The sequence below is a fragment of the Bradyrhizobium sp. genome, assembly GCF_016219575.1.
GTDB lineage: Bacteria > Pseudomonadota > Alphaproteobacteria > Rhizobiales > Xanthobacteraceae > Bradyrhizobium.
Genome location: NZ_JACRMG010000039.1, coordinates 81,733 through 105,572 on the forward strand (window position 1 = coordinate 81,733; position 23,840 = coordinate 105,572).

The 23,840-nt window shown below is 66.1% G+C and carries 19 protein-coding genes and 1 pseudogene; 17 read left to right on the forward strand and 3 right to left on the reverse strand.

Going from position 1 to position 23,840, the window contains the following annotated elements:
* Position 1 precedes the first annotated feature (1 nt).
* Together HZB49_RS28470 and HZB49_RS28475 are read left to right on the forward strand one after the other, a co-directional pair.
* Positions 2-592: a hypothetical protein gene (locus HZB49_RS28470; RefSeq protein ID WP_291617466.1), complete on the forward strand. Its 591-nt coding sequence runs from the start codon at positions 2-4 to the stop codon at positions 590-592.
* Positions 589-831 (forward strand): hypothetical protein, encoded by a 243-nt coding sequence (locus HZB49_RS28475; RefSeq protein ID WP_291617467.1) that lies wholly within the window; start codon positions 589-591, stop codon positions 829-831. Before HZB49_RS28470 ends, HZB49_RS28475 begins: the two co-directional genes overlap by 4 nt.
* Positions 832-851: 20 nt before the next feature.
* Here the strand turns inward: HZB49_RS28475 and ggt are convergent, their stop codons facing one another.
* Positions 852-2,531, reverse strand: a complete 1,680-nt coding sequence (gene ggt / locus HZB49_RS28480; protein WP_291617468.1) for a gamma-glutamyltransferase — start codon at positions 2,529-2,531, stop codon at positions 852-854.
* A gap of 321 nt (positions 2,532-2,852) precedes the next feature.
* Between ggt and HZB49_RS28485 the strand changes: the two genes are divergently transcribed.
* Positions 2,853-3,578: a ParA family protein gene (locus HZB49_RS28485; RefSeq protein WP_291617469.1), complete on the forward strand. Its 726-nt coding sequence runs from the start codon at positions 2,853-2,855 to the stop codon at positions 3,576-3,578.
* A gap of 101 nt (positions 3,579-3,679) precedes the next feature.
* Here the strand turns inward: HZB49_RS28485 and mutM are convergent, their stop codons facing one another.
* Positions 3,680-4,561: a bifunctional DNA-formamidopyrimidine glycosylase/DNA-(apurinic or apyrimidinic site) lyase gene (mutM, locus tag HZB49_RS28490; protein WP_291617470.1), complete on the reverse strand. Its 882-nt coding sequence runs from the start codon at positions 4,559-4,561 to the stop codon at positions 3,680-3,682.
* Between the two features lie 89 nt (positions 4,562-4,650).
* On the opposite strand from mutM, the gene ubiE reads away from it, so the two are divergent.
* The 14 genes and pseudogenes from ubiE to trxA all read left to right on the forward strand — a co-directional run bounded on the left by ubiE (position 4,651) and on the right by trxA (position 23,035).
* The gene (gene ubiE, locus HZB49_RS28495) at positions 4,651-5,412 is read left to right on the forward strand and encodes a bifunctional demethylmenaquinone methyltransferase/2-methoxy-6-polyprenyl-1,4-benzoquinol methylase UbiE (protein WP_291617471.1); all 762 of its coding nucleotides are present in this window, start codon (positions 4,651-4,653) and stop codon (positions 5,410-5,412) included.
* The gene (gene ubiB, locus HZB49_RS28500) at positions 5,409-6,983 is read left to right on the forward strand and encodes a 2-polyprenylphenol 6-hydroxylase (protein ID WP_291617495.1); all 1,575 of its coding nucleotides are present in this window, start codon (positions 5,409-5,411) and stop codon (positions 6,981-6,983) included. The genes ubiE and ubiB overlap by 4 nt, the downstream gene beginning before the upstream one ends.
* Positions 6,984-7,044: 61 nt before the next feature.
* On the forward strand, positions 7,045-8,460 hold the full coding sequence (gene coaBC / locus HZB49_RS28505) for a bifunctional phosphopantothenoylcysteine decarboxylase/phosphopantothenate--cysteine ligase CoaBC (RefSeq protein ID WP_291617472.1): 1,416 nt from the start codon (positions 7,045-7,047) through the stop codon (positions 8,458-8,460).
* Positions 8,457-8,915, forward strand: a complete 459-nt coding sequence (dut, locus tag HZB49_RS28510; protein WP_291617473.1) for a dUTP diphosphatase — start codon at positions 8,457-8,459, stop codon at positions 8,913-8,915. Before coaBC ends, dut begins: the two co-directional genes overlap by 4 nt.
* A 119-nt stretch (positions 8,916-9,034) precedes the next feature.
* Positions 9,035-9,433, forward strand: coding sequence for an MAPEG family protein (locus HZB49_RS28515; RefSeq protein WP_291617474.1), 399 nt, complete (start codon positions 9,035-9,037; stop codon positions 9,431-9,433).
* Complete coding sequence (locus tag HZB49_RS30110) at positions 9,430-9,714, forward strand: cupin domain-containing protein (protein ID WP_365859598.1); 285 nt, start codon at positions 9,430-9,432, stop codon at positions 9,712-9,714. Before HZB49_RS28515 ends, HZB49_RS30110 begins: the two co-directional genes overlap by 4 nt.
* A gap of 10 nt (positions 9,715-9,724) precedes the next feature.
* A complete protein-coding gene (locus tag HZB49_RS28520) occupies positions 9,725-10,321 on the forward strand; it encodes a TetR/AcrR family transcriptional regulator (RefSeq protein WP_291617475.1) in 597 nt (198 codons plus the stop codon).
* 192 nt (positions 10,322-10,513) lie between these two features.
* Complete coding sequence (locus HZB49_RS28525) at positions 10,514-13,033, forward strand: PAS domain-containing sensor histidine kinase (RefSeq protein ID WP_291617476.1); 2,520 nt, start codon at positions 10,514-10,516, stop codon at positions 13,031-13,033.
* Entirely contained in the window at positions 13,030-14,556 is a 1,527-nt protein-coding gene (gene tsaE / locus HZB49_RS28530; protein ID WP_291617477.1) for a tRNA (adenosine(37)-N6)-threonylcarbamoyltransferase complex ATPase subunit type 1 TsaE, read from the forward strand. Before HZB49_RS28525 ends, tsaE begins: the two co-directional genes overlap by 4 nt.
* Before the next feature lie 85 nt (positions 14,557-14,641).
* The gene (locus tag HZB49_RS28535) at positions 14,642-14,956 is read left to right on the forward strand and encodes a PilZ domain-containing protein (RefSeq protein WP_291617478.1); all 315 of its coding nucleotides are present in this window, start codon (positions 14,642-14,644) and stop codon (positions 14,954-14,956) included.
* A gap of 110 nt (positions 14,957-15,066) precedes the next feature.
* Positions 15,067-15,789 carry a nucleotidyltransferase family protein gene (locus HZB49_RS28540; RefSeq protein WP_291617479.1) on the forward strand — a complete coding sequence of 241 codons (723 nt, stop codon included), beginning with the start codon at positions 15,067-15,069 and terminating at the stop codon, positions 15,787-15,789.
* 220 nt (positions 15,790-16,009) lie between these two features.
* Positions 16,010-19,153, forward strand: coding sequence for a double-strand break repair protein AddB (gene addB, locus HZB49_RS28545; RefSeq protein ID WP_291617480.1), 3,144 nt, complete (start codon positions 16,010-16,012; stop codon positions 19,151-19,153).
* Positions 19,147-22,648 (forward strand): annotated as a pseudogene (addA, locus tag HZB49_RS28550) (double-strand break repair helicase AddA). The gene addB and the pseudogene addA overlap by 7 nt, the downstream one beginning before the upstream one ends.
* 66 nt (positions 22,649-22,714) lie before the next feature.
* A complete protein-coding gene (trxA, locus tag HZB49_RS28555) occupies positions 22,715-23,035 on the forward strand; it encodes a thioredoxin (protein ID WP_291617481.1) in 321 nt (106 codons plus the stop codon).
* Positions 23,036-23,099: 64 nt separating this feature from the next.
* On the opposite strand, the gene HZB49_RS28560 is transcribed toward trxA, so the two are convergent.
* A complete protein-coding gene (locus HZB49_RS28560) occupies positions 23,100-23,840 on the reverse strand; it encodes a metallophosphoesterase family protein (protein WP_291617482.1) in 741 nt (246 codons plus the stop codon).

Below are 23,840 nucleotides of genomic sequence, written 5' to 3' on the forward strand. Positions count from 1 at the left end.
CATGTCAACGACATTCCCCGCAGACTGCCGTCAATTGCGCGTAACTATCCTGCGCGATGAGGTCATGATCATGAACCGTTCCATGAAGCTTGCGACAGGGTTTGCCGCGGGAATCGCGATGTGCGGCAATGCGGCTGCCCAGTCGCCGCCTTTGCCCACGCCGATGGTGGAGGAAGTGATGGTCAAGACCACGCTTCTGACGCTCAACGACGCCAACCTCACCGGCAATTACGACGTGCTGTTCGCCAAGATGGCCAAGCCATTCCGTGACAAGCTGACCGCCGACGCCTTGAAGCAGGGATTCAAGTCCTTCGCCGGCCGCCACATCGACGTCATTGCGGCGATGCCCATCGTCGCTTCGAGCAAGCCGGAGATCGGCAGCCGGGGCGAGTTGATGCTGCGCGGCCATTTTGACACCACGCCTTCGCGCCTCACCTATCAACTCGACTACTTCATCTCCGAAGGCGAGTGGAAGCCGGTGGTGATCGACGTCAAGGTCAGGAATCAATCCTCGAGCGATGCCGGCCCGGCCGAGCTGCTGGCGCGCGCGGCCGCCGACATCTCCGGAGCAAGCAGCGGGGGGCGGCCGTGAACGACTCCGTCCCGCAGACAGCCACATGGCGCAAGGTGCTTGCCGCCATCCTCGACTTCCTGATGGTGTTCTTCGTCGGAGGTTACGCGATCGGCTACCTCACCGGCGGCACGACGTCGGAAGGTTTCAAGCTCGAGGGTGCGCCGGCGATCGTGCTGTTCGCCCTGATCGTCGTCTACTTCGTCGCCGGCAGCAAATATCTGGGCGGCACCGTCTGGCAGCGCATCCTGTACAAGTGAGCGCGCTGCAAGCGCAACGTTCACCGCAGGCGAAACCGCACGCCGGCACGCGCGAGGCCGCCGGACATTCCGATCGGCGTACCGTCGGCGCGCCAGCAGGCGGCGCCTGACATGCCACCGTCCTGATCGAATTCGATGCCGTTCATGCCGCCGCCAACCGTGGACATCGCCACGACCGTGTGGCCCATCGCCGCGAGTTTGGCGCGCACGCTCTCCGGCACCGCCTGCTCGACTTCCAGCGCATTGCCCTCGGTCCAGACCCGCGGCGCCTCGACGGCTTCCTGCAGCGTCATGCCGTGGTCGATCAGATTGACCAACGCCTGCATCGCGCTCGGGAAAATGCGCTTGCCGCCGGGCAGGCCGAGCGCAAAGCGCAGCTTGCCGTCGCGCAAGGCCATCATCGGGGACATCGAGGTGGTGACGCGCTTGCCAGGTGCCAGCGACAGCGCGTGGCCCGGCCTGGGATCGTAGAGGTTCATGTAGTTGTTCGGGATGGTGCCGAGGCCCGGGATGAGAATCTTGGCACCGAACAAATTGTTGATGGTCTGCGTGGTCGCCACCACGTTGCCATAGGCATCGGCCGCCGTCATATGCGTGGTGTGCGCGCCTTCGAGCTGCGCGACGCCGGCACCCCAGGCCTGCGCGCGGCCGGGATCGATGGCACGGCGGCGCTCGTCGGCATAGGCCTTGGACGTCAGCCGCTCCACCGGCACGTTGACATGGGCGGGATCGCCGCTCGCCGCCTCGCGGTCGGCGAAAGCGATCTTCATCACCTCGGCGAGATAGTGGATCGTCTGTGCCGTGCCGAATCCGAGCGCGGCGATATCGAAGCCTTCCAGGATGTTCAGCATCTGCGCGATATGCACGCCCGATGCCGCCGGCGGCGGCGGTCCCATGATCTGCCAGCCGCGATAATCGGCGCGGATCGGTTGCCGCTCGACCGTCTTGTACGACCTGAGATCCTCGTGCGCGATGAAGCCGCCGTTCGCCTTCATGTAGTCGACGAGCACGTTGCCGAGCAGGCCGTTATACAGGGCATCCGCGCCATGCTGCGCGATGTAGGACAGCGTCTCCGCATATTCCGCCTGCACCACCCGCTCTCCCGGTTTCAGCGGCACGCCCTTGGGCAGATAGATCGCCGAGATCGGCTTGTCCTTCAGCATCACTTCGGCGCCATCGGCGATGCATTCGTGCAGGTAGGGCGTCGCCGCAAAACCGCGCGCGGCGTGCCTGATCGCGGGCTGCATCACATCGGCAAGGCTCATGCTGCCGAACCGCGCCAGCGTCTCGCACCAGGCCTTCAGCGAGCCGGGGACGGCGACCGCTTTCGGTCCGTTGAGGTTCTCGTCATCGACCGTATCGAACACGTCATGCGGCGAACCCGGCTTCGAAATGTACGTGTCCGCCTTCACCGCCAGCGGCACCGTGCTCTGCCCGTCGATAAAGCGATGGCTGCCGTCGGCCAGCCGGATATGCGCCATGCCGCCGCCGATGATGCCGACCATCATGGGCTCGACCACGGTGAGCGCAAACAACGTCGCGATCGCGGCATCCACCGCATTGCCGCCGGCCGCGAGCATTTCCATGCCGGCAGCCGAAGCCAGCGGATGATTGCTCACCACCATGCCGCGGCTGGAAGTGGCAGGCCTCTTGTCGCATTCGAAGACCGTCGCCGCACGGTCGCGCCAGTTTCCGCCCATCGCCGTTTGTTTTCTCGTTCTGTGGAGCGATCGCTGCCATGTTCGCCGGCCCTGCGGGCGCGGTCAACCGCCTGCGATTTTCCTCCGCCCGGCATTCTCCGTGCTTCTGCGGATAGGCAGAAATTTCGCGGTAGTCATACGGAATTGCCACATTTCTGTAATCGGCGATGATGGTGTCAGAACGATTCGGACTTCCGCGATCCCCTTGGGAGGATCGGGCCGGCACGTCCTGGGCAAGAACTGCCCGGCAACGCGCGAATGCGATGCACCCTGTTTGTGGCGTACGCATACCCCGACCAGCGCAATCCAAAGGACCTCGAAATGCACACGATCGTTTTGGCCACCCAGAAAGGTGGCTCCGGCAAAAGCACGCTCGCCATCGGCCTCGCCCGGGCGGCGATTGATGCCGGACACACCGTCCGCCTGATCGAAACCGATCAGCAGGGCACCCTCTCCAACTGGCAGGCCCGCCGCAGCTATGCCGAGCCGCGCGTCGATCCGATCTATGCGGCCGGCGATATCGCCGACCGGCTCGCAAGGCTCGCCGAGGAAGGCGTGACGCTCGCGATCGTGGACACCGCCGGCGGCGTCGGCGCGTCAACGTCGGTCGCGATCGGCAACGCCGATCTCTGCCTGATCCCGGCGCGCCCGAGCGTTGTCGACATCGAGGCAACCGCCGTGACGCTCGCCGAAGTGCGGCGCGCCGCAAAGCCGTTCGCCTTCGTGCTCAACCAGACGCCGATCCGCGGCCAGCGCCTCACCAATGCGGCGACGACGCTCGGCGATGGCGCGCTCGATATTCCCGATGTGGTGGCGCAGCCCTTCATCGTGATGCGCAACGACCACCAGGATGCGCTGAGCGCGGGCCTTGCGGTCAGCGAATTCGCGCCGTCGGGCAAATCCGCCGACGAAATCCGCGGCCTCTGGTCGTGGATCGAGGCCCGGCTCGGCATCGCCGCCACCCTGGCGCCGGATCAGCTGAGCGACCTGCCGGTCGCAACGATGCCGGCGGTGCAGCCGTCAGCCGAAGCGCTCAGCTTCGCATAAGGCCTCGTTCCCGCAGAAGCGGGGGCCGAACCACCGATGTCTGCCGTTGGCCGTACTCTGGCCCCGGGGCCGGCACGACGCGGACGTCGGTGGTTTGAATTTTACTTCTGGCACTTCGGACACCAGAAGGTCGAGCGGCCGTTCTGGTTGAAGCGGCGCACGGTGCCGCCGCAGCGCGGTGTCCTGCATTTCTCGCCTTCGCGATCGTAGACCTGGAAGGAATGCTGGAAGTAGCCGAGCTCGCCGGAGGTCTGGCGATGGTCGCGCAGCGACGAGCCGCCGGCCTTGATCGCCTGGTTCAGCACGGTGTGGATTTCTCCTACCAGCCGCCGCGCGTGATCGGTGGTCTCGCCCTTCCTCGTCGAAAGCGTCGCGGCGAGCCGGCGCGGCGACAGATGCGCGCGATAGAGCGCTTCGCAGACATAGATGTTGCCAAGTCCCGCCACCACGCGCTGGTCGAGCAGCGCGGCCTTCAGGCTGGTCTTCTTGTTGTGGCAGGCGCGCGCCAGCATGTCGGCGTCGAATTCATTGCCGAGCGGCTCGGGGCCGAGCCCGGCCAGCAGCGGCTCGTCTTCCAGCTCGTTGCGGGCGATGATCTTCATGTAGCCGAAGCGGCGCGGATCGTTGAACACGACCGAGGCGCCCGAGGACATGTGGAACACGACATGGTCGTGGGCGCGGTCCTCGCTGCGCGGATAGTGGAATTCGCCCGGCGTCGAATTCGTCTCGCCCTTGAGCACGCGGAACGAGCCGGACATGCCCAGATGCATCAGCAGCACGTCGCCGGAGGTGAGGTCCGCCATCAGGTATTTGGCGCGGCGGCCGAGCCCGGTGACGGTCTGGCCCTGCAGGCGGGCGGCAAAATCCTTCTGGAAGGGAAAGCGCAGATCCTTGCGCCGGGCCTCGGCTTTGAGGATTTTCGAGCCTTCCATGACCGGTTGCAGGCCGCGGCGCACGGTCTCGACTTCGGGTAATTCCGGCATGGAGGTCATTCACCTTATGATGGGCGTGTGATAGCCCCATTGCGGCCGGCGCGCTATGGTCCGCCGGGTTGGGGCTTTTGAGTAGAGTGATGGATCGGCCGGACCAAACCACGCATTTCGGCTTCAGGGACGTGCCCCTGGGCGAAAAGCAGACGCTGGTGAACGAGGTGTTTCACAGCGTCGCCTCGCGTTACGACCTGATGAACGACCTGATGTCGATCGGCCTGCACCGGGCCTGGAAGGACATCATGGTCACCACGCTCAATCCGCCGAAGAACGACGCGCCGTTCCGTCTGCTCGACGTTGCCGGCGGCACCGGCGATATATCTTTCCGCGCCGCCAAGGCGTCGGGCAAAGGGTTCCGCGCCACCGTCTGCGACATCAATGTCGACATGCTCGAGGTCGGCCGCAACCGCGCGGCTGCGCAGCAGCTCGATGACCGCGTCGGGTTTGTCGAGGGCAATGCCGAGGCATTGCCGTTTCCCGATCGCAGTTTCGACGCCTACACCATCGCGTTCGGCATCCGTAACGTGCCGCAGATCGATCTCGCGCTGAAGGAAGCCTATCGCGTGCTGCGCCCCGGCAGCCGCTTCCTGTGCCTGGAATTCTCCACCGTCGACGTCCCCGGGCTGGACAGGATCTATGACCTGTTCTCGTTCCGCGTCATTCCGCCGCTCGGCCGTGCGGTGACTGGAGATGCCGAGTCCTACCGGTATCTCGTCGAATCCATCCGCAAGTTTCCCAAGCCCAATGCGTTTGCCGACATGATCCGCGCCGCCGGCTTCTCGCGCGTGCAATGGCAGAGCTTGTCGGGCGGCATCGTCGCGCTGCATTCGGGCTGGCGTTTGTGATCTCGGCAATAACCCACATCGCAAGGCTCGCCCGCGCCGGTTTCGTGTTCGCGCGCGAGGGCGTGTTCGGCGTCATCGATCCGGGCCTGGTGCCACCGCCGGCGCAGCTGCTGATGAAACTGGCGCGGCTGGTGGAGCGGCCCGGCGCCAAGTCCGGCCCGCGGCTGTCTCGCGCGCTGACGCGGCTGGGACCGGCGTATCTGAAACTCGGACAGTTTCTGGCGACGCGGCCCGACGTGGTCGGCGTCGTCATGGCGCGGGATCTTGAGAACCTGCAGGATCGCCTGCCGCCGTTCTCGCAAGGAGAGGCCGAAGCCGCGGTCGCGCAATCGCTGGAAAGGCCTGTATCGCAGGCCTTTGCCAGCTTCGGCCCGTCAGTGGCGGCGGCCTCGATCGCGCAGGTGCATCGCGGCGAGGTGATGCGGGAGGGTGTGCGACAGCCGGTGGCGGTCAAGGTGCTCCGCCCCAATGTCGCTTCGCGCTTCCGCCGCGACCTCGGCGATTTCTTCTTTGTCGCGCGAAAGGCGGAAGCGCATTCGGCGGAAGCGCGGCGGCTGCGCCTGATCGAGGTCATCAACACCATGTCGCGCTCGGTCGCGATGGAGATGGATTTGCGGCTGGAGGCGGCCGCGATGTCCGAGATGGCGGAGAACACAAGCGACGATGCGGATTTCCGCGTGCCGACCGTGGACTGGGACCGCACTACCCACAACGTGCTGACGATGGAGTGGATCGACGGCATCGCGCTGAACGATCATGCGCGGCTAGCCCAGGCGCAGGTCGACCTGCCCGATCTCGGCCGCAAGGTGATCCAGAGTTTCCTGCGCCATGCGCTGCGCGACGGGTTCTTCCACGCCGACATGCATCCCGGCAACCTCTTCCTCGACGATGCCGGGCGGCTCGTTGCGGTCGATTTCGGCATCATGGGCCGGCTCGGGCTGAAGGAGCGGCGCTTCCTTGCGGAAATCCTGCTCGGCTTCATCACCCGCGATTATCGCCGCGTAGCCGAGGTGCATTTCGAGGCCGGCTATGTGCCGGGCCACCACTCCGTGGAGAATTTCGCGCAAGCCATCCGCGCCATCGGCGAGCCGATCCATAATCGCACCGCCGAAGAAATCTCGATGGCGAAGCTGCTGACGCTGCTGCTCGAGGTCACCGGGCTGTTCGACATGCAGACGCGCCCGGAGTTGATCCTGCTGCAGAAGACCATGGTGGTGGTCGAGGGCGTGGCGCGCGGCTTCGATCCCAAGCTCGACATCTGGAAGGTCGCCGATCCCGTGGTGCGGGAATGGATCGAGCGCAATCTCGGCCCGATCGGCCGTATCCAGGGCGCCATGGCAGGCGCCGGCGAACTGGGCCGGGTGGCGGCCAGCCTGCCCATCCTGGCCGGGCGCGCCGTGACCGTGCTGGAGCATCTGGAGAAGATGGTCCGGGAGGGCGTGACGCTGTCGCCCGAAACGATTGCCGCCTTCAGCCGCGCCGAGGCCAGAAAGGACCGCTGGCGGACGATCGCAGTCTGGATCATCGCGCTGACCTTCATCGGGATTCTCTTCGCCGTCATGCGGCTCTGATTGCAAGGCAATCATAGTTGTGCTAGCAATGCTAGCATCTGTTCAGTCCTGAGGGCCGCCCATGGCCAGTCTCACCATCCGCAAGCTCGACGACGCTATCCGCGACGAATTGCGGCTGCGCGCCGCCCGCAACGGCCGGTCGGTCGAGGACGAAGTGCGGGTGATCCTGCGCGAGGCCGCCCAGAACCATGCGCCCGCCGGGGCCACCCTGCCCGCTCCGGCCGAGTATTCGGCGGCGTCGCCGGACGCCGCCACCCGCCAGCCGCGCATCACCCTGATCATCGCCGGCGGCATTGCCGCCTTCAAATCCCTCGAGCTGATCCGCCGGCTGAAGGAGCGCCAGATCGAGGTTCGCTGCGTGCTGACCAAAGCCGCGCAGCAATTCGTCACGCCGCTTTCCGCCAGCGCATTGTCGCATGAGCGCGTCTACACCGACCTGTTCGACCCCGAGAGCGAGTTCGACGCCGGACACATTCGGCTGGCGCGAGACTGCGACCTGATCGTGGTGGCGCCCGCCACCGCCGACCTGATGGCGAAGATGGCTCATGGCCATGCCGACGATCTCGCCAGCGCCATCCTGCTCGCCACCAACAAGCCTGTCCTGCTGGCGCCTGCGATGAATCCGTTGATGTGGAACAATGCCGCCACCCGCCGCAACGTCATGCAGCTGCGCCGCGACGGCATCCACACCGTCGGCCCCAACGCAGGCGAGATGGCGGAAGCGGGCGAAGCCGGCGTCGGCCGGATGTCGGAAGCCACCGAGATTGCCGCCGCCGCAGAACACATGCTGCGACCGCCAAGGCCGCGGCCGCTAGCCGGCAAGCGCGTCCTGATCACCGCAGGGCCGACGCACGAGCCGATCGATCCCGTGCGCTACATCGCCAACCGCTCTTCGGGCAAGCAGGGTTTTGCGATTGCCGCAGCGGCGCAGGCCGCCGGCGCCGACGTCGTTCTGGTGACCGGTCCGGTCGATCTGCGCGATCCCGCAGGGGTCACCGTGATCCGCGTGGAGTCCGCGCGCGACATGCTGCACAAGGTGGAAGCCGCATTGCCGGCCGACATCGCGATCTTTGCCGCAGCGGTCGCCGACTGGCGCGTCGCCAGCGAAGGCGCGCAGAAACTGAAGAAGACTTCCGCCGGGATGCCGCCGCTGCAGCTGGTCGAGAATCCCGACATCCTGGCCACGGTATCCAAGCTCAAGGACAAGCGCCCGCCGCTTGTCGTCGGCTTTGCGGCCGAGACCGAGCACCTGATCGACAACGCCAAGGCCAAGATCAAGCGCAAGGGCTGCGACTGGATCGTCGCCAATGACGTCTCGCCCGCATCGGGCGTGATGGGCGGCGATCGCAACACCGTGCACCTCTTGAAGCGGGACGGCGCCGAGATCGACGTCGATTCCTGGCCTGTCATGACCAAGGAGCAGGTCGCGATGGAACTGGTGGCGCGTATCGCGCAGCAAGTTGGAGCGAAGGCGTGAGCAGCACTGTGAAGGTCGATATCCGCCAGCTGCCGCATGGCGAAGGCCTTGCGCTGCCGGCCTATCAGAGCGCCGATGCCGCCGGCCTCGACCTGCTCGCGGCGGTGCCGGAAGGCACGCCGCTGATCCTCGGCCCCGGCAAGCACGCGATGGTGCCGACGGGACTCGCGATTGCCTTGCCCCCAGGGTTCGAAGCACAGGTGCGCCCGCGCTCGGGGCTGGCGGCCAAACACGGCGTCACGGTGCTCAATTCGCCCGGCACGATCGATGCGGATTATCGCGGCGAGATCAGCGTCATCCTGATCAATCACGGCGAGGCCGCCTTTGCCATCCGCCGCGGCGAGCGCATCGCGCAGATGGTGATCGCGCCGGTGGTCCAGGCGCAGCTCGTGCCCGTCGTCTCCCTCCCGGACACCGACCGCGGCAGCGGCGGCTTCGGCTCGACCGGCCGCTAAGCGGCTCATTTCATTGTAATTTCCGACATGCCTCAAACGGGACGAATCAGCGCCATTGACTTTACCTACTAGTAGGTAGATATGCGATGGGTGTTTCCCCAACCCGAAGGATCATTGCCGTGACAACCGAGCTCTACTGGCTGACGCTGACCGCCCTGATGACCGCCCTGTTCTGGGTGCCCTACGTTCTCAACCGCATCGCAATTGCCGGACTTGGCGGCGCGCTTGCCGGCACCTCGCCGACCAGCGAGGGTCATTCCGCCTGGGCCAACCGCGCCATCAAGGCGCATGCCAACGCGATCGAGAATCTCGCGATCTTCGCGCCGGTCGTGCTCACCGCCCATCTGCTGAACATTTCCAACGGCGCCACCAGGGCGGCGGTCGTGGTCTACTTCTTCGCGCGGCTCATCCACTTCGTGGTCTACTCGGCGGCAATCCCGGCGGCGCGCACGCTCGCCTTCACCGCCGGCTGGCTGGCGCAGATCGCCATCATCGCGAGCATCCTGCGCTGGATCTGACGGCCCAAAGATCCGACAGTCATGGTCCGTCCGCTTCTGCTCGTCGAAGCGACCGGAAAGCAGCTGGCGCTGGAGCAGTCCGGCCCCGGCGCCCGTCTTTCCGGCGTGACTGCCCTGCCGACGAAGAGATTTTCCTGTTGTCGGGATCGCTCAGGGATGAATATGGCAACTACGGCGCGGGCGCCTGGATCAGGAACCCGGCCAGATTCCGGCGCAGCCTTCAATCACCCGAGGGAGCAACCTATCGGGTGAAACGAGGTCATCAGCGCCCGGCCTCGTGACGGGAAAGCAATGACGACGGCGACAAGGCAGAGATCGGAAACCGCCGAACAGATCCTCGATCTCGCCGAGACGCTGATCCAGACCCGCGGCTACAGCGCCTTTTCCTACCAGGACATTGCGGACGCGCTCGGCATCCGCAAGGCCAGCATCCATTACCACTTTCCGTCAAAGGCCGATCTCGGCGTCGCCGTGATCGACCGCTACATCGCGCGGTTCGATTCCGCGCTGAACCAGATCGCGGCAGACCAGACGCAATCGTCGATGACGATGCTGGATTTCTATGTCCAACCCTACCTGCTGTTCGCCGGGACGCCGGACAGGGTGTGCCTCAGCGCTGCGCTGGCCGGCGAAATGCTCGCCTTGCCGCCGCAGATACGCGAAAGGGTCGAACATTTCTTCAGAACGCATCAGGCGTGGCTGACCAAGATCCTTCAGCGCGGCGTGGCTCGCGGCGAATTCGCATTGCAGGCGCCGCCGCCCAAGGTCGCGCGGATGATGTTCGGAGCCCTGCAAGGCGCGCTGCTGGTCAAGCGCGCGACCGGCGATCTTTCGCAGATCGACGATGTCATCGCGGTCATCAAGCAGCAGCTCGCCGGCCCTGCATAAGCCGCACAAGCGTACGATTACGGACAGTTTTCCAAAACTGCGGCGCAATTTTCCACGGCCGGATTCGCGTTCACGGTCTGGACTCTTACCCCCCGAGTCACGTTGGGACTATTCTCATTTGATTCGTGCACGGCGGGGGTAGCGCCGGGCCTGTAGTCTTGCGTTCAAGCCGAGCGTTCTTTGGGGCAAATCATGTCGGGCGTAGTCGCGGCAATGCGTCGAACCCTGCTGTCGTGCACCTCACTGGCGCGCAACGGCCTGATCGGACTCGCCTTTTCGGCTTTGCTGCCCGTGGGCTCGGCGCTCGCCGCCGACGTCGCGATCACCGATGCCCTCGCCGACTGGCTCGACCTCAATCACCAGGAATTCGCCGTTCTCGCCACCGCCATGGCGCTGCTCGGCTTCTCCGTCGTCTCCGCCATCCTCTTGATGCGGAACCGGACGCGCGCGGCACGGAACGAGAGCAAGCTGCGCGCCGAGATCAACGAACTGACCTCCCAGACCGACCGGCTGAGCGCGCTGCTGTTCGCCGAGCCGCAGGTGCTGGTCTCCTGGCCCGCCGGCGACGACCGGCCCCTGATCAGCGGCGACATTTCGCTGCTCTTGCCGGAATACGCCCTGCAGCAGTCGCCGCAGCGGGTCCTCGCCTTCGGCTCCTGGCTGCCGCCGGAGCCGGCGTTGCAGATGGACCGCGCGGTCGACGCCCTTCGTGAAAAAGGCGAAGGCTTCCTGCTCAACCTTGCGACATCGGCGGGACGCGCCGTGGAGGCGATGGGCCGCGCCATCGGCGGGCAAGCCATTGTCAGGATTCGCGAACTTTCCGGCGTCCGCCGCGAACTCGCCGAAGCCAACCTCCGCTACAAGACGCTGCTCGACGAAACCGAGCTGTTGCGCGATTTCGCCGATGCCGCTCCCTGGCCGATCTGGGCCAAGGATTCGCGGGGCGCGCTGCGCTACGCCAATGCGGCCTACGCGAAGGCGACGGAAGCGAACGGCACCGCCGACGCAATCCATCGCAATCTCGAACTGCTGGAGAGCGACCAGTGCGCCGACATGAGCCGGGCGCTCAACGACAATGCCGCCTATTCGGCGCGGCTGCCGGTGGTGCTCAGCGGCGAGCGGCGTACCTACGACGTGCAGGCGATGAAGTTTCCCTCTGGCAGCGCGGCGATCGCCGTCGACGCCAGCGAAGTAGCGCAGCTGAAGGCGGCGCTGCAGCGGATGGCGGAAGCGCACCGCCGCACCCTCGACCAGCTCTCCTCGGGCGTCGCCGTGTTCGACGCCGACCGCAGGCTGGCCTTCTATAACGAGTCCTATCGCCGGCTCTGGGGTCTCGATCAGGCCTTCCTCGACGCCCATCCCGACGATTCCAGCGTGCTCGATCGCCTGCGCGCCAACCGCAAACTGCCGGAGCAGCCGGACTTCCGCGCCTGGAAGGCCAAGCTGCACGAGGCCTACCGCGCGGTGGAATCGGAGACCTACACCTGGTTCCTGCCCGACGGCCGCGCCATCGCTGTCGTCACCACGCCCAATCTCGAAGGTGGCGTCACCTATCTCTTCGACAACGTCACCGAAAGCCTGGACATGGCCCGCCGCTTCGACGGCCTGATCCGGGTACAGCGCGAGACGCTCGACAATCTCACCGAGGCCGTCGCCGTGTTCGGCAGCAACGGCCGCATGCAGTTGTTCAACCCGGCTTTTGCGAAGATGTGGAAGCTGTCGCCGGAAACTCTGCGCGAGCAGCCGCATGTCGAAACGGTGGAAACCCTCTGCAGGCCGCTGTTCGACGATGCGCTGACCTGGCGCGCGCTGCGCGAAGCCATCACCGCGATCGAGAACCGCGCGCAGGTTGCGCAGAAGATCGAGCGCAGGGACGGCAGCGTGCTGGAATGCATGACCATGCCGCTACCCGACGGCGCGACCATGCTGACCTTCCAGGACATCACCGACACCGAGAACGTCGAGCGCGCGCTGCGCGAGCGCAACGAGGCGCTGGAGACCGCCGACCAGATGAAGGTGGATTTCGTCCACCACGTCTCCTACGAGCTGCGCTCGCCGCTCACCACCATCATCGGCTTTGCGCATTTCCTCAGCGATCCCTCCACCGGGCCGCTGACGCCGAAGCAGGCCGAATATCTCGACTACGTCACCAAATCGACCAATGCGCTGCTGGCGCTGACCAACAACATCCTCGATCTCGCCACCATCGACGCCGGCGCGATGAAGCTCGAGCTCGGCCCGGTCAACATCCAGAAGGCGATCGAGGCCGCCGCCGAAGGAATCCAGGACCGGCTCGCCACCGACCGCATCACGCTGAAGGTCGATATCGAACACAATATCGGCACTTTCACCGGCGACGAACGCCGCGTGGTGCAGGTGCTCTATAATCTTCTCGCCAACGCCGTCGGCTTCTCGCCGCATGATGCGGTCGTGACCATCAGCGCGCGGCGCACCGACACGCATGTCGTCTTCACCGTCGCCGATTCCGGGCCCGGCATTCCGCCGGAGGCCAAGGACAAGGTGTTCGACTGGTTCGAGAGCTATTCCAACGGCTCGCGGCATCGCGGCGCCGGCCTCGGCCTGTCGCTGGTACGCTCATTCGTCGAACTGCATGGCGGCGATGTACGCTTCGATCCCGATGTCGCCAGGGGCACGACCGTGATCTGCGAATTCCCGCTCGACCGAGCCGCCCATCGCCACGCCGCGGAATGACGTCGCCCGCCACATTCTCGCTCGCGCTTCCGAACGAGACCGCGACCGCGCATCTGATGGCCGACCTCGCGCTGTTGACCGGCCCCGGCGACGTCATCACGCTCTCGGGCGATCTCGGCGCCGGCAAGACGGCGGCGGCGCGCGCCATGATCCGCTATCTCGCCGATGACGACGAGCTGGAAGTGCCGAGCCCGACCTTCACGCTGGCGCAGACTTACGAACTGCCGCCGTTCCCGCTGATCCATGCCGACCTCTACCGCATCAACGACGCGTCCGAGCTGGAGGAGATCGGCCTTTCCCCGCTGCCCGAAGGCATCGTCGCACTGATCGAATGGCCGGAGCGCGCAGCCAACGCGCTGCCTGCCGACCGTATCGACATCGCGCTCAGCCATCGTCCCGCGCTGGGCTCGACCGCGCGCGCGGCCGAGATCACCGGCTACGGCAAATGTGCTGCGACCGTCGAGCGGCTGAAGACGCTGCGCGCGTTCCTCGAAGGCGCGGCTTTCGGCGAGGCCAGACGCAAGCGCATGGCCGGCGACGCCTCGATCCGCTCCTATGCGCGGCTGATCAGCGACGACGGCGTGTTCATCCTGATGAACTCGCCGAAACGGCCGGACGGGCCGGCCATCTACAACGGAAAATCCTACAGCGCCGCGGTGCATCTGGCCGAAGACGTCAAGCCGTTCGTCGCCATCGACAACGGACTTCGCGCGCAAGGCCTCTCGGCGCCGGCGATCCACCACGCCGATCTCGATACCGGTTTTCTCATCACCGAGGATTTCGGCACCGAAGGCGTGATCGAGGGCGATCCGCCCGCGCCGATCGCTGAGCGCTACGAGGCAGCCACCGACATGCTGGCGGCGCTGCACCGGCAGCCGTTGCCGGACACGCTGGCGCTGGCGCCGCATGTCACCTACACCATCCCGCCCTTCGACACCGAGGCAATGCTGGTCGAGATCGGCCTGATGCCGGAGTGGTACATGCCCGATCGTGGCTCGGCACTGTCCGACGAGCTCAGGGCGCAGTTCACCGGCATGTGGCGCGAGCTGCTCGACAGGACGCTCGCCGCCGCTGCAAAGACCTGGGTGATGCGCGACTTCCATTCGCCGAACATCATCTGGCTCGCCAATCGCGAAGGCATCAAGCGCATCGGCATCATCGATTTCCAGGATACGGTGCTGGGACCCGGCGCCTACGATCTGGTGTCGCTGCTGCAGGATGCCCGCATCGACGTCCCCGAGCAGCTCGAGCTCACCTTGCTCTCGCGCTACATCAAGGCGCGCCGCGTCGACGAGGCAAGCTTCGATGCCGCCGGCTTCGCCGGGCTCTACGCCATCATGTCGGCGCAGCGCAACACGCGGCTGCTCGGCACCTTTGCCCGGCTCAACCGGCGCGACGGCAAGCCGCAATATCTGCGGCACCAGCCGCGGATCTGGACCTATCTCAACCGCTCGCTGGCGCATCCGGCGCTGGCCGGATTCCGCGACTGGTATGCGGCCAATGTGCCGCCGCCGGCTTCCTGATTTACCTCTTGTTAGCCAAACAGCCGTTAATCTCGCGGAGGGTGCCGCACGCCGGCGTGTGGCTCGTTCATATGGGAAGCAAGCCATGGCGACGGCAGAGCGACGCAGAGGCGAGCGAGTCGTATTCGAGCGGGGCATCCCGGCCCACATGATGGCCATCGACGGCACCTGGCGGCGCGACTGCACCATGGAAGACGTTTCGGAGACCGGCGCCAAGCTGACGGTCGAGGGTTCCGTCGAGGGCCTGCACCTGAAGGAATTCTTCCTGCTGCTGTCGTCGACCGGCCTTGCCTATCGCCGCTGCGAGCTGGCCTGGGTCAACGGCGACCAGATCGGCGTCAACTTCCTCAAGCAAGGCGACAAGAAGAAGGCAACCCGGCGCGCCACGGCCGAGGCCTGAACGGCACCGTCGCACGGCCGTCATATCCGGTCACTATGGCCTGACGACCACACCCAGGGGCGAATCGCCGTGATATGATCCGGCCAACGAATTCGAGAAGCTTTCCGCTGATGTCCGTCCAACCCACCAAAGCCATGGTCCTTGCCGCCGGTTTCGGCGTGCGCATGCGTCCGCTCACCGACAGGATGCCGAAGCCGCTGGTGCGTGTCGCCGGCGAGCCCCTGCTCGATCACGTGCTCGACAAGCTGGCCGCCGCCGGCGTCAGCGAGGCCGTCGTCAACGTGCACTACCTGCCCGACCAGATCATCGAGCACACGCGGCTGCGCAAAAAGCCCCGCATCATCATCTCCGACGAGCGCGACCATGTGCTGGGCACCGGCGGCGCCGTGGTCAAGGCGCTGCCGATCCTGGGCAATGCGCCGTTCTTCCATCTCAACGCCGACACGATGTGGATCGACGGCGTGCGGCCGAACCTGGCGCGGCTGGCGGAGGCCTTCGATCCCGCGCGCATGGACATCCTGCTGCTGATGGCGCCGACCACCAGCAGCATCGGCTATACCGGCCGCGGCGACTATTCGATGCTGCCGGACGGCGCGCTGCGCAAGCGGCGCGAGCTGCAGGTGGTGCCGTTCGTCTACGCCGGCGCGGCGATCATGTCGCCCTCGCTGTTCGCCGACGCGCCATCCGGCGAATTCTCGCTGACGAAAATGTTCGACCGCGCCAACGAGCAGGAGCGCCTGTTTGGCCTGCGTCTCGACGGCGTCTGGATGCATGTCGGAACCCCCGACGCGGTCCAGGCCGCGGAAGAGGCGCTTCTGGAGAGCGTGGCCTAGCGTCCTGGCAACTCTCTGACGTCGTCATGCCCGGGCTTGTCCCGGGCATCCACGTCTTGGGCGCAACCTGCGAGAAAGTCGTGGATGGCCGGGTCACAGGCGGAGCGAAGCGACGCCGTTCTTCGAACGGCTATGCCCGGCCATGACGGAACATTGGGCACGACTCCCTCCCGTCTCCCCGCCATGCCATGATGCGACCTGATCCCGAATCAGGAAGTCCATGCGCGTTCTCAGCGTTCCCCTTTCCGTGCCGTTCCTGCGCACCGTCATCGCGGCGCTGGTCGACGGCCGCCTGTTGGAAGGCTTTGAGGCGCGCACGCAGCCCGAACGGCTGGCCAGCGCGACGCTTTACTTGCCGACCCGGCGCGCAGGACGGCTGGCGCATGGCATCTTTCTCGATGTGCTCGGCACCGATGCCGCGATCCTGCCGCGCATCGTTGCGCTCGGTGACATCGACGAGGACGAGCTCGCCTTCTCGGAGGATTCCGAGCCGGGCGGCATCGCCCCGCTCGACATTCCACCGAAGCTCGGCGAACTGGCGCGCCGGCTGGCGCTGACAAGGCTGGTCGCCGCCTGGGCCAGGCGTCCGGTGCTGTCGCCACTGGTGGTCGGCGGCCCCGCGTCCACGCTCGCATTGGCCGGCGATCTGGCGCGGCTGATCGACGACATGGTGACGCGCGGCGTCGACTGGAGCGCGCTCGACCGCCTGGTACCGGACCAGTTCGATGAATACTGGCAGCACTCGCTGGAGTTCCTGCAAATCGCGCGAGAATTCTGGCCGGCTTTTCTCGCCGAGGAGAACAGGATCGAGCCCGCCGCACGCCGCGACCTGCTGATCGAAGCCGAAGCGGCGCGGCTGTCGCGACATGCCGACGGACCGGTGATCGCCGCAGGCTCCACCGGCTCGATGCCTTCGACCGCAAGATTCCTGCATGCCGTCGCGAAGTTGCCGCATGGCGCCGTGGTGTTGCCGGGCCTCGATACCGAACTCGACGAGGAGTCCTGGGACAGCATCGGCGGCGCAAGAGGCGACGACGGAAGATTTACGACGTCGCCGTCGTCGAACCATCCGCAATATGCCATGCACGCCCTGCTTGACCGCTTCGGCATCAAGCGCGGCGATGTCGAGATTCTCGGCGCGCCTTCGGCGGAAGGCCGCGAAGTCCTGATGTCGGAGGCGATGCGGCCGTCCGGCGCCACCGGGCAATGGCATGACCGGCTGCGGCAGCCCGCCATCGCGGCACACATCACCGCCGGCATGAAGAAGCTTGCCGTGGTCGAGGCGCCCAATCCCGAGATGGAGGCGCTGGCGATTGCGGTCGCGATGCGCGAGGCGCGGCATCTCGGCAAGTCGGCTGCGCTGGTGACGCCGGACCGCGCGCTGGCGCGGCGCGTGACCGCCGCGCTCGGCCGCTGGCATCTCGCCTTCGACGATTCCGGCGGCGATGGACTGATGGAAACGCCGGCCGGCATCTTTGCGCGGCTCGCTGCCGAGGCCGCGACCAGAGGACTGGAGCCGCCGACGCTGCTGGCGCTGCTCAAGCATCCGCTGTTCCGGCTTGGTGACGCTCATGGCGCCTTGAAGCGCGGCATGGAGGTGCTCGAGCTGGTGTTGCTGCGCGGCACGCGCCCGCAGGCCGGAAGCGAGGGCCTTGCCGCCGACTTCGTGCGCTTCCGCGACGAACTGCACAAGCTGAAGAGCAACGAGACTTCATCGCTCCATCGCGCGGAGCCGCGCACGAGAGTGGGCGATCGCGACCTCGACCAGGCGGAGTTGCTGATATCTGCGCTTCACAAGGCGCTGGCGCCGCTCGAAGGTCTTTCATCCTCCAGCCCGCATGACTTTGCCGAACTGGCGCAACGCCATCGCGAGGTGCTGGCAGGTCTCTCCGCCGACGAAAACGCGGTTGCCTCGGCATTCGAAGGCCAGGACGGAATGGCGCTGGCATCGGCCTTTGACGATTTGCTCGGCCGGCAGCAGAACACCGGCCTCATGGTCGAGATCTCGGACTATGCCGAAGTATTCCAGGCTGCCTTTGCCGACCGCATGGTGCGGCGGCCCGAGCAGCCGGGAGCGAGGCTCCACATCTTCGGCCAGCTCGAGGCGCGGCTGACGGAAGCCGACCGCGTGATACTCGGCGGTCTCGTCGAAACCGTATGGCCGCCCGCACCGCGCGTCGATCCCTGGCTGAGCCGACCGATGCGTCACGACCTCGGCCTCGATCTGCCGGAGCGGCGCATCGGCCTCTCCGCTCACGACTTCGCGCAACTGCTCGGCCATGAGGATGTCATCCTCACGCATTCGGCCAAGGTCGGCGGTGCGCCGGCGGTGGCTTCGCGATTCCTGCACAGGCTCGAAGCCGTCGCGGGCGAAGAGCGCTGGAAGGCGGCGAGGAAGGCCGGCGACAACTACGTCTACTACGCCGGCGCGATCGATCAGCCGGCTGAAGTCAGGCCGATCGACCAGCCTGCGCCCAAGCCGCCACGCGAGACGCGACCGACGAGACTTTCGGTAAGTGCGATCGAGGACTGGCTGCGCGATCCCTACACGATCTATGCCCGCCACATCCTGCGGCTCGATCCGCTCGATCCCGTGGACATGCCGCTATCGGCCGCCGATCGCGGCTCTGCAATCCACGCTGCGCTGGGCGAGTTCACGCAGACCTATTCCGGCCGATTGCCCTCCGACATCCTGGGCGCGTTGCGCAGCATCGGCGAAAAGCATTTCAAGCCGCTGATGGAGCGTCCGGAAGCGCGGGCGTTGTGGTGGCCCCGGTTCCAGCGCATCGCGCGCTGGTTCGCCGATTGGGAGACCGCGCGGCGCGGCGATCTCGGCGCTATCCTCGCCGAGATCAAGGGCGACCTCGAGATCGCGCTCGACAACGACAGGAAATTCATCCTGTCGGCGCGCGCCGACCGCATCGAACGCCGCCACGACGGCAGCTATGCCATCCTCGACTACAAGACCGGCGCACCGCCGACGGCGAAGCAGGTGCGAATGGGCCTGTCCCCGCAGCTCACGCTGGAGGCGGCGATCCTGCGCGCAGGAGGCTTTGACGGGATCGACGCCGGCTCTTCGGTCGGCGAACTCGCCTATGTCAGGATCAGCGGCAACAATCCGCCGGGTGAGCACAAGGCGCTGGCGCTGAAGATCAGGCAGAACGACACGCCGCAGCCGCCCGATGAGGCGGCTGACCATGCGCGGGCGCAGCTCGAGGCGCTGATCCGCCGGTTCGAGAACCCGGATGAGCCTTATCGGTCGCTGGTGCTGTCGATGTGGACTGCCCGTTACGGCGACTACGACAACCTTGCCCGCGTCAAGGAATGGTCCGCCGCGGGCGGCATTGCACTGGAGGAATGGTGAAGGCTCCGCGCACGATCCCGCCGCCAGTCCGCGATGCGCAGGCCCGCGCCTCCGATCCCGCGGCGTCGGCCTTCGTGTCGGCGAATGCCGGCTCGGGCAAGACGCATGTGCTGGTGCAGCGCGTGATCCGCCTGTTGCTATCGGGCGTGCCGCCGGAAAAGATCCTCTGCCTCACCTTTACCAAGGCGGCCGCCGCCAACATGGCCGAGCGCGTGTTCACCACGCTCGGCCATTGGGTAACGCTCGACGACGACGAGCTCGATGCCGCGATAAGCAACGCCGGCATCGCGCATCCGACGGCGAAAATGCGCAGGTCCGCCCGCGAGCTCTTTGCGAGCGCGCTGGAAACGCCGGGCGGGTTGAAGGTGCAGACCATCCACGCGCTGTGCACGCGCCTGCTGCAGCAGTTCCCTTTCGAGGCCAACGTGCCGGCCCGCTTCACTGTGCTCGACGACCGCGACCAGGCCGAGATAATGGAGCGCGCCAGCCTTGCCGTGATGCTCGACGCTTCGCGCGCCCCCGACAGCGCCATCGGCCGCGCCTTGCTGACCGCCATGGCGAGCGCCGCCGACGTCACCTTCAAAGATATCCTGCGCGAGGCGTGCCTCAGCCGCGATCATTTCATGGCCTGGACCGATGCCGCCGGCAGCGCCGGCGCAGCGGCACAGCAGGTGTCGTCGGTGCTTGGCCTGGACGATACTGATCGCCTTGACGACATCGAGCGCGAGATCGTCGACGGGCCGAACCTGCCGCGATCGCGTTGGGAGGAGTTCGCGCGCGCGCTCGAGCTTGGTGCCAAGACCGAGCGCGACAATGCGGACCGGCTGCGCGCGGCCCTGGCGACAACAGGTACGGCCCAGGCCGACGAGTATCTTTGCGTGTTCTTGACCGATACCGAACGGACGTTTCGCAAATCGGTCGTGACCAAGAAGTTTTCGGACGACAATCCAGCGCTTGGGCGGTTGCTCAATGCCGAGCGGGAGCGGCTTCCGGCCCTGATCGAAAAGCGCCGCGCGCTGATGGTGCGCGACCGCACCGAGGCCCTGCTGCATATCGCCATTGCGGTCGCCGCCAACTATCGGCGCGAAAAGCTGGAACGCGGCCTGCTCGACTATGACGACCTGATCGACAGGACGCTGGCCCTGCTCGCAAGCGGCGCGTCCGCCTGGGTGCACTACAAGCTCGACCGCGGCGTCGATCATGTGCTGATCGACGAGGCCCAGGACACCAGCCCCCGGCAATGGGACATCATTGCGCATATCATCTCGGAATTCACCACGGGCGCGGGTTCGCGCGACGGCGTGGTGCGCACCGTGTTCGCGGTCGGCGACGAGAAGCAGTCGATCTTCTCTTTCCAGGGTGCCGCGCCGCGGGAATTCGATGCGCGGCGATGGGAACTGAAGAAGAAGTTCGAGGACGCCGCACTGAAATTCGAGTCCATTCCGTTCACCTATTCGTTCCGCTCGGGACAGGCGATCCTGAAATCCGTCGACCATGTGTTCCGCGAAGAGGCGATTTATCGCAGCATCCACGCGGAAAAGGCCTATCCGCTGCACGAGGCTCTGCCCGATGCCGGCCCGAGCCGGATCGATCTCTGGGAGCTTTCGGTCGCCGATGACAAACAGGACATCGAGGGCTGGCGCGCGCCGTTCGACGGCGTGCCGGTAACGAGCGCCGAGGTGAAACTGGCGAAACGCATCCAGGCCGAGATCAGGCGGCTCGTCACCGGCAACACCATGACCGGACGTCTCGGCGATCGCCGCCGTCTCTCCTATGGCGACGTGTTGGTGCTGGTGCGCCGACGCGGCAATCTGTTCGATGCCGTGATCCAGGCGCTGAAGCACGCCGGCGTCCCCGTGGCCGGCGCTGACCGGCTCAAGCTCACCGAGCACATCGCAATCATCGACCTGATGAGTCTTGCCGACGCCCTGCTGCTGCCGCAGGACGATCTGGCGCTCGCCGTCGCCCTGAAGAGCCCGCTGTTCGGCCTCGGCGAGGAAGACTTGTTCACGCTCGCCTGGAATCGCAAGGGATCGCTGCGCGTATCGCTGACTGCGCACGCTGACGGAAACAGCAGGCTCAAGGATGCGCTCGATCGCCTCGAGCAATGCGAGCAACGCTTCCGCACCGAGACTCCGTTTGCGTTCTATGCCTGGCTGCTCGGCGGTGACGGCGGCCGTGCGCGCATCCTGCGCCGGCTCGGACATGAGGCCAATGACGCGCTCGACGAATTCCTCGAGCTGGCGCTCGCCTATGAGAGGAAAGCCCCGGCGTCGCTGCAGGGGTTCATGGCCTGGCTGCGCGCCGCCGACACCGAGGTGAAGCGCGACATGGAAATCTCGCGCGACGAGGTTCGCGTGATGACCGTGCACGGCGCCAAGGGTCTGGAAGCCTCCGTTGTGATCATGGCCGACACCACGACATCGCCATCGGACACCCAGCGCCTGCGGCTCGTTCGCGTGCCGCGGGGAAATGGCGGTGAGGTCATGGTCTGGGCCGGGCGCAAGGCGGACGATCCGCCCGGCGTAGCCAGCGCGCGCATTGCGATGCTGGAGGAGACCGAGCATGAATATCGCCGCCTGCTTTATGTCGCGATGACGCGCGCGGCCGACCGGCTGATCGTCGCCGGCTGCATGCCAGGAAACCGGAACAGCGTCCGTGAGGATTCCTGGTACGATTTGGTCGAGCGCGGCCTTGCGAGCTCCGGTCTGGCATTCGAGGAGATCCCGGCCGACGACGGTGTGGTGAAAAGCTACAGGCGAGCCGAAGACGAAAAGACCGTGGCGGAAGCCGACGCCGACGCCGCAGCAAACTTGCCGGTCTCGCTGCCCGATTGGCTGCGCGTGCCCGCTCCGCCCGAGCCGTTCATCGACACCAGGCTGCGGCCCTCCGATCCCGGTGAGGGCGAGGCCACGACCTTCCGCAGCAGCGAAGCGATCGCGCAGCGCGCCCGTGCGTTGCAGCGCGGCGTGCTGGTGCATCGCCTGCTGCAATCGCTGCCCGATCTCGCCGCCGGCCGCCGCCGCGATCTCGCGCTGGATTATCTCGTCCGCAATGCGGAGACCTGGACAGACTCCGAACGCGAGGCGCTGGCGGCGCAGGTGCTGGCGCTGATATCCGAGCCGCGCTTTTCGGCGGTGTTCGCGCCCGGCAGCCGCGCCGAGGTGCCGATCGTCGGCCGGCTGGAGGGACGGCTGGTTTCCGGCCAGATCGACCGGCTGGTGGTGACCCCGGCCGAAATCCTGATCGTGGACTACAAGACCAACCACGCGCCGCCGGCGACGCCCGAGGAGGCCCCCCAGGGCTATGTCCGGCAGCTTGCCCTCTACCGGGCGGTGCTTGGAAAACTTTATCCCCAGCAGCCCGTCCGGGCGGCGCTGCTTTGGACCGAAACCCCTGATTTGATGGAGATTTCCACCTCCGCGCTGGACGCGGGCCTCGCATCCTCATCATCTCGGCGTGAGCCTGCTTGACCCGGCAAGGAGCCGTTCATAGGTTGGCCACATGCTGTTCGGGCGCGATTCCCGCGCCCCCTTATCCTGTAAACGAACGAGGTATCCCATGGCCGTTGGCAAGGTTTCTGACGCCGATTTCGAAGCCGAAGTGCTCAAGGCGAGCGGCCCTGTCGTGGTCGATTTCTGGGCCGAATGGTGCGGCCCCTGCCGCATGATCGCGCCCGCGCTCGACGAGATCGCCGGCTCCATGGGCGACAAGGTCAAGATCGTGAAGCTCAACGTCGACGAGAGCCCGAAGACGGCGTCGAAATACGGCGTGATGTCGATCCCGACCCTGATGATCTTCAAGGGCGGCGAGATGGCTTCCCGCCAGGTCGGCGCTGCGCCGAAGGCAAAGCTGCAGCAGTGGATCTCCGCTGCCGTCTGATCGGCTTTCGAATTGTGAATGACGAAACGGCCGGCTCAGCCGGCCGTTTTTGTTTTGGCCGGAGCTAACCGACCCAGCCCGTCATCAGCGCGGATGCAAACTCCGCGTCGCCGTTGCGCCGCGCCAGTGCCGCCATCGCTTCGTGGTCGTAGGGAACGTGGCGGAAGGTCACGCTCCAGCCCGCAGGAGTCAGCTCCAGGATCGCGTAGCGGGCATCAGGCGTGCCCGCCTCAATCAGGTGCGGATACGGAACGTCGTAGGAGAAGCCGGGGCTGCCGACACTGCCGGGATTGACCACCAGGCGCCCGTCGCGAAGCCTCACCGCGCGCGCGACATGGGTGTGGCCGCAAAGGATCAGCGATTGCGGGATTCCTTCCGCCTCCTTCTCGATCGAATCGAGGGGCGCCATCCTCACCGCCCCCTCGGGCGTCACGGCCTCCAGCCAGTAGGTGTTGTCGTCCACCGGCGTCGCATGGCAGAGATAGACCTGGTCGCGGAACACGCGCGTTGACGGCACCGTGCGTAGCCAGTCGAGATGACCGGGACTGAGCTGCGGGTAGGCGGGACGCTCCCACACGCCCATCTTCTCGAACGGCCGGTCAATCAGCCAGCGATCATGATTGCCGAGCACGTGGACTGCATCCAGCGCCATCAGCATGTCCATGGTCCGCGCCGCATCGAGCGGCCCGCTAGCCATGTCGCCGAGATTGACGATCTCACCGACGCCATGCGCGCGGATGTCGGCGATGACGGCCTCCAGCGCGAGACGATTTCCATGCACGTCGGCAATGGCGGCAAAGCGCAT

What these genes read in the sequence shown, in the direction of transcription:
- HZB49_RS28535 (WP_291617478.1), top strand. Translation starts at nt 14,642, where the DNA reads ATGGCGACGGCAGAGCGACGCAGAGGCGAGCGAGTCGTATTCGAGCGG.
- HZB49_RS28525 (WP_291617476.1), top strand. Translation starts at nt 10,514, where the DNA reads ATGTCGGGCGTAGTCGCGGCAATGCGTCGAACCCTGCTGTCGTGCACC.
- HZB49_RS28560 (WP_291617482.1), bottom strand. Translation starts at nt 23,840, where the DNA reads ATGCGCTTTGCCGCCATTGCCGACGTGCATGGAAATCGTCTCGCGCTG.
- HZB49_RS28470 (WP_291617466.1), top strand. Translation starts at nt 2, where the DNA reads ATGTCAACGACATTCCCCGCAGACTGCCGTCAATTGCGCGTAACTATC.
- mutM (WP_291617470.1), bottom strand. Translation starts at nt 4,561, where the DNA reads ATGCCGGAATTACCCGAAGTCGAGACCGTGCGCCGCGGCCTGCAACCG.
- coaBC (WP_291617472.1), top strand. Translation starts at nt 7,045, where the DNA reads ATGGCCAGTCTCACCATCCGCAAGCTCGACGACGCTATCCGCGACGAA.
- HZB49_RS28520 (WP_291617475.1), top strand. Translation starts at nt 9,725, where the DNA reads ATGACGACGGCGACAAGGCAGAGATCGGAAACCGCCGAACAGATCCTC.
- HZB49_RS28540 (WP_291617479.1), top strand. Translation starts at nt 15,067, where the DNA reads ATGTCCGTCCAACCCACCAAAGCCATGGTCCTTGCCGCCGGTTTCGGC.
- addB (WP_291617480.1), top strand. Translation starts at nt 16,010, where the DNA reads ATGCGCGTTCTCAGCGTTCCCCTTTCCGTGCCGTTCCTGCGCACCGTC.
- HZB49_RS28485 (WP_291617469.1), top strand. Translation starts at nt 2,853, where the DNA reads ATGCACACGATCGTTTTGGCCACCCAGAAAGGTGGCTCCGGCAAAAGC.
- trxA (WP_291617481.1), top strand. Translation starts at nt 22,715, where the DNA reads ATGGCCGTTGGCAAGGTTTCTGACGCCGATTTCGAAGCCGAAGTGCTC.
- ggt (WP_291617468.1), bottom strand. Translation starts at nt 2,531, where the DNA reads ATGGGCGGAAACTGGCGCGACCGTGCGGCGACGGTCTTCGAATGCGAC.
- tsaE (WP_291617477.1), top strand. Translation starts at nt 13,030, where the DNA reads ATGACGTCGCCCGCCACATTCTCGCTCGCGCTTCCGAACGAGACCGCG.
- ubiE (WP_291617471.1), top strand. Translation starts at nt 4,651, where the DNA reads ATGGATCGGCCGGACCAAACCACGCATTTCGGCTTCAGGGACGTGCCC.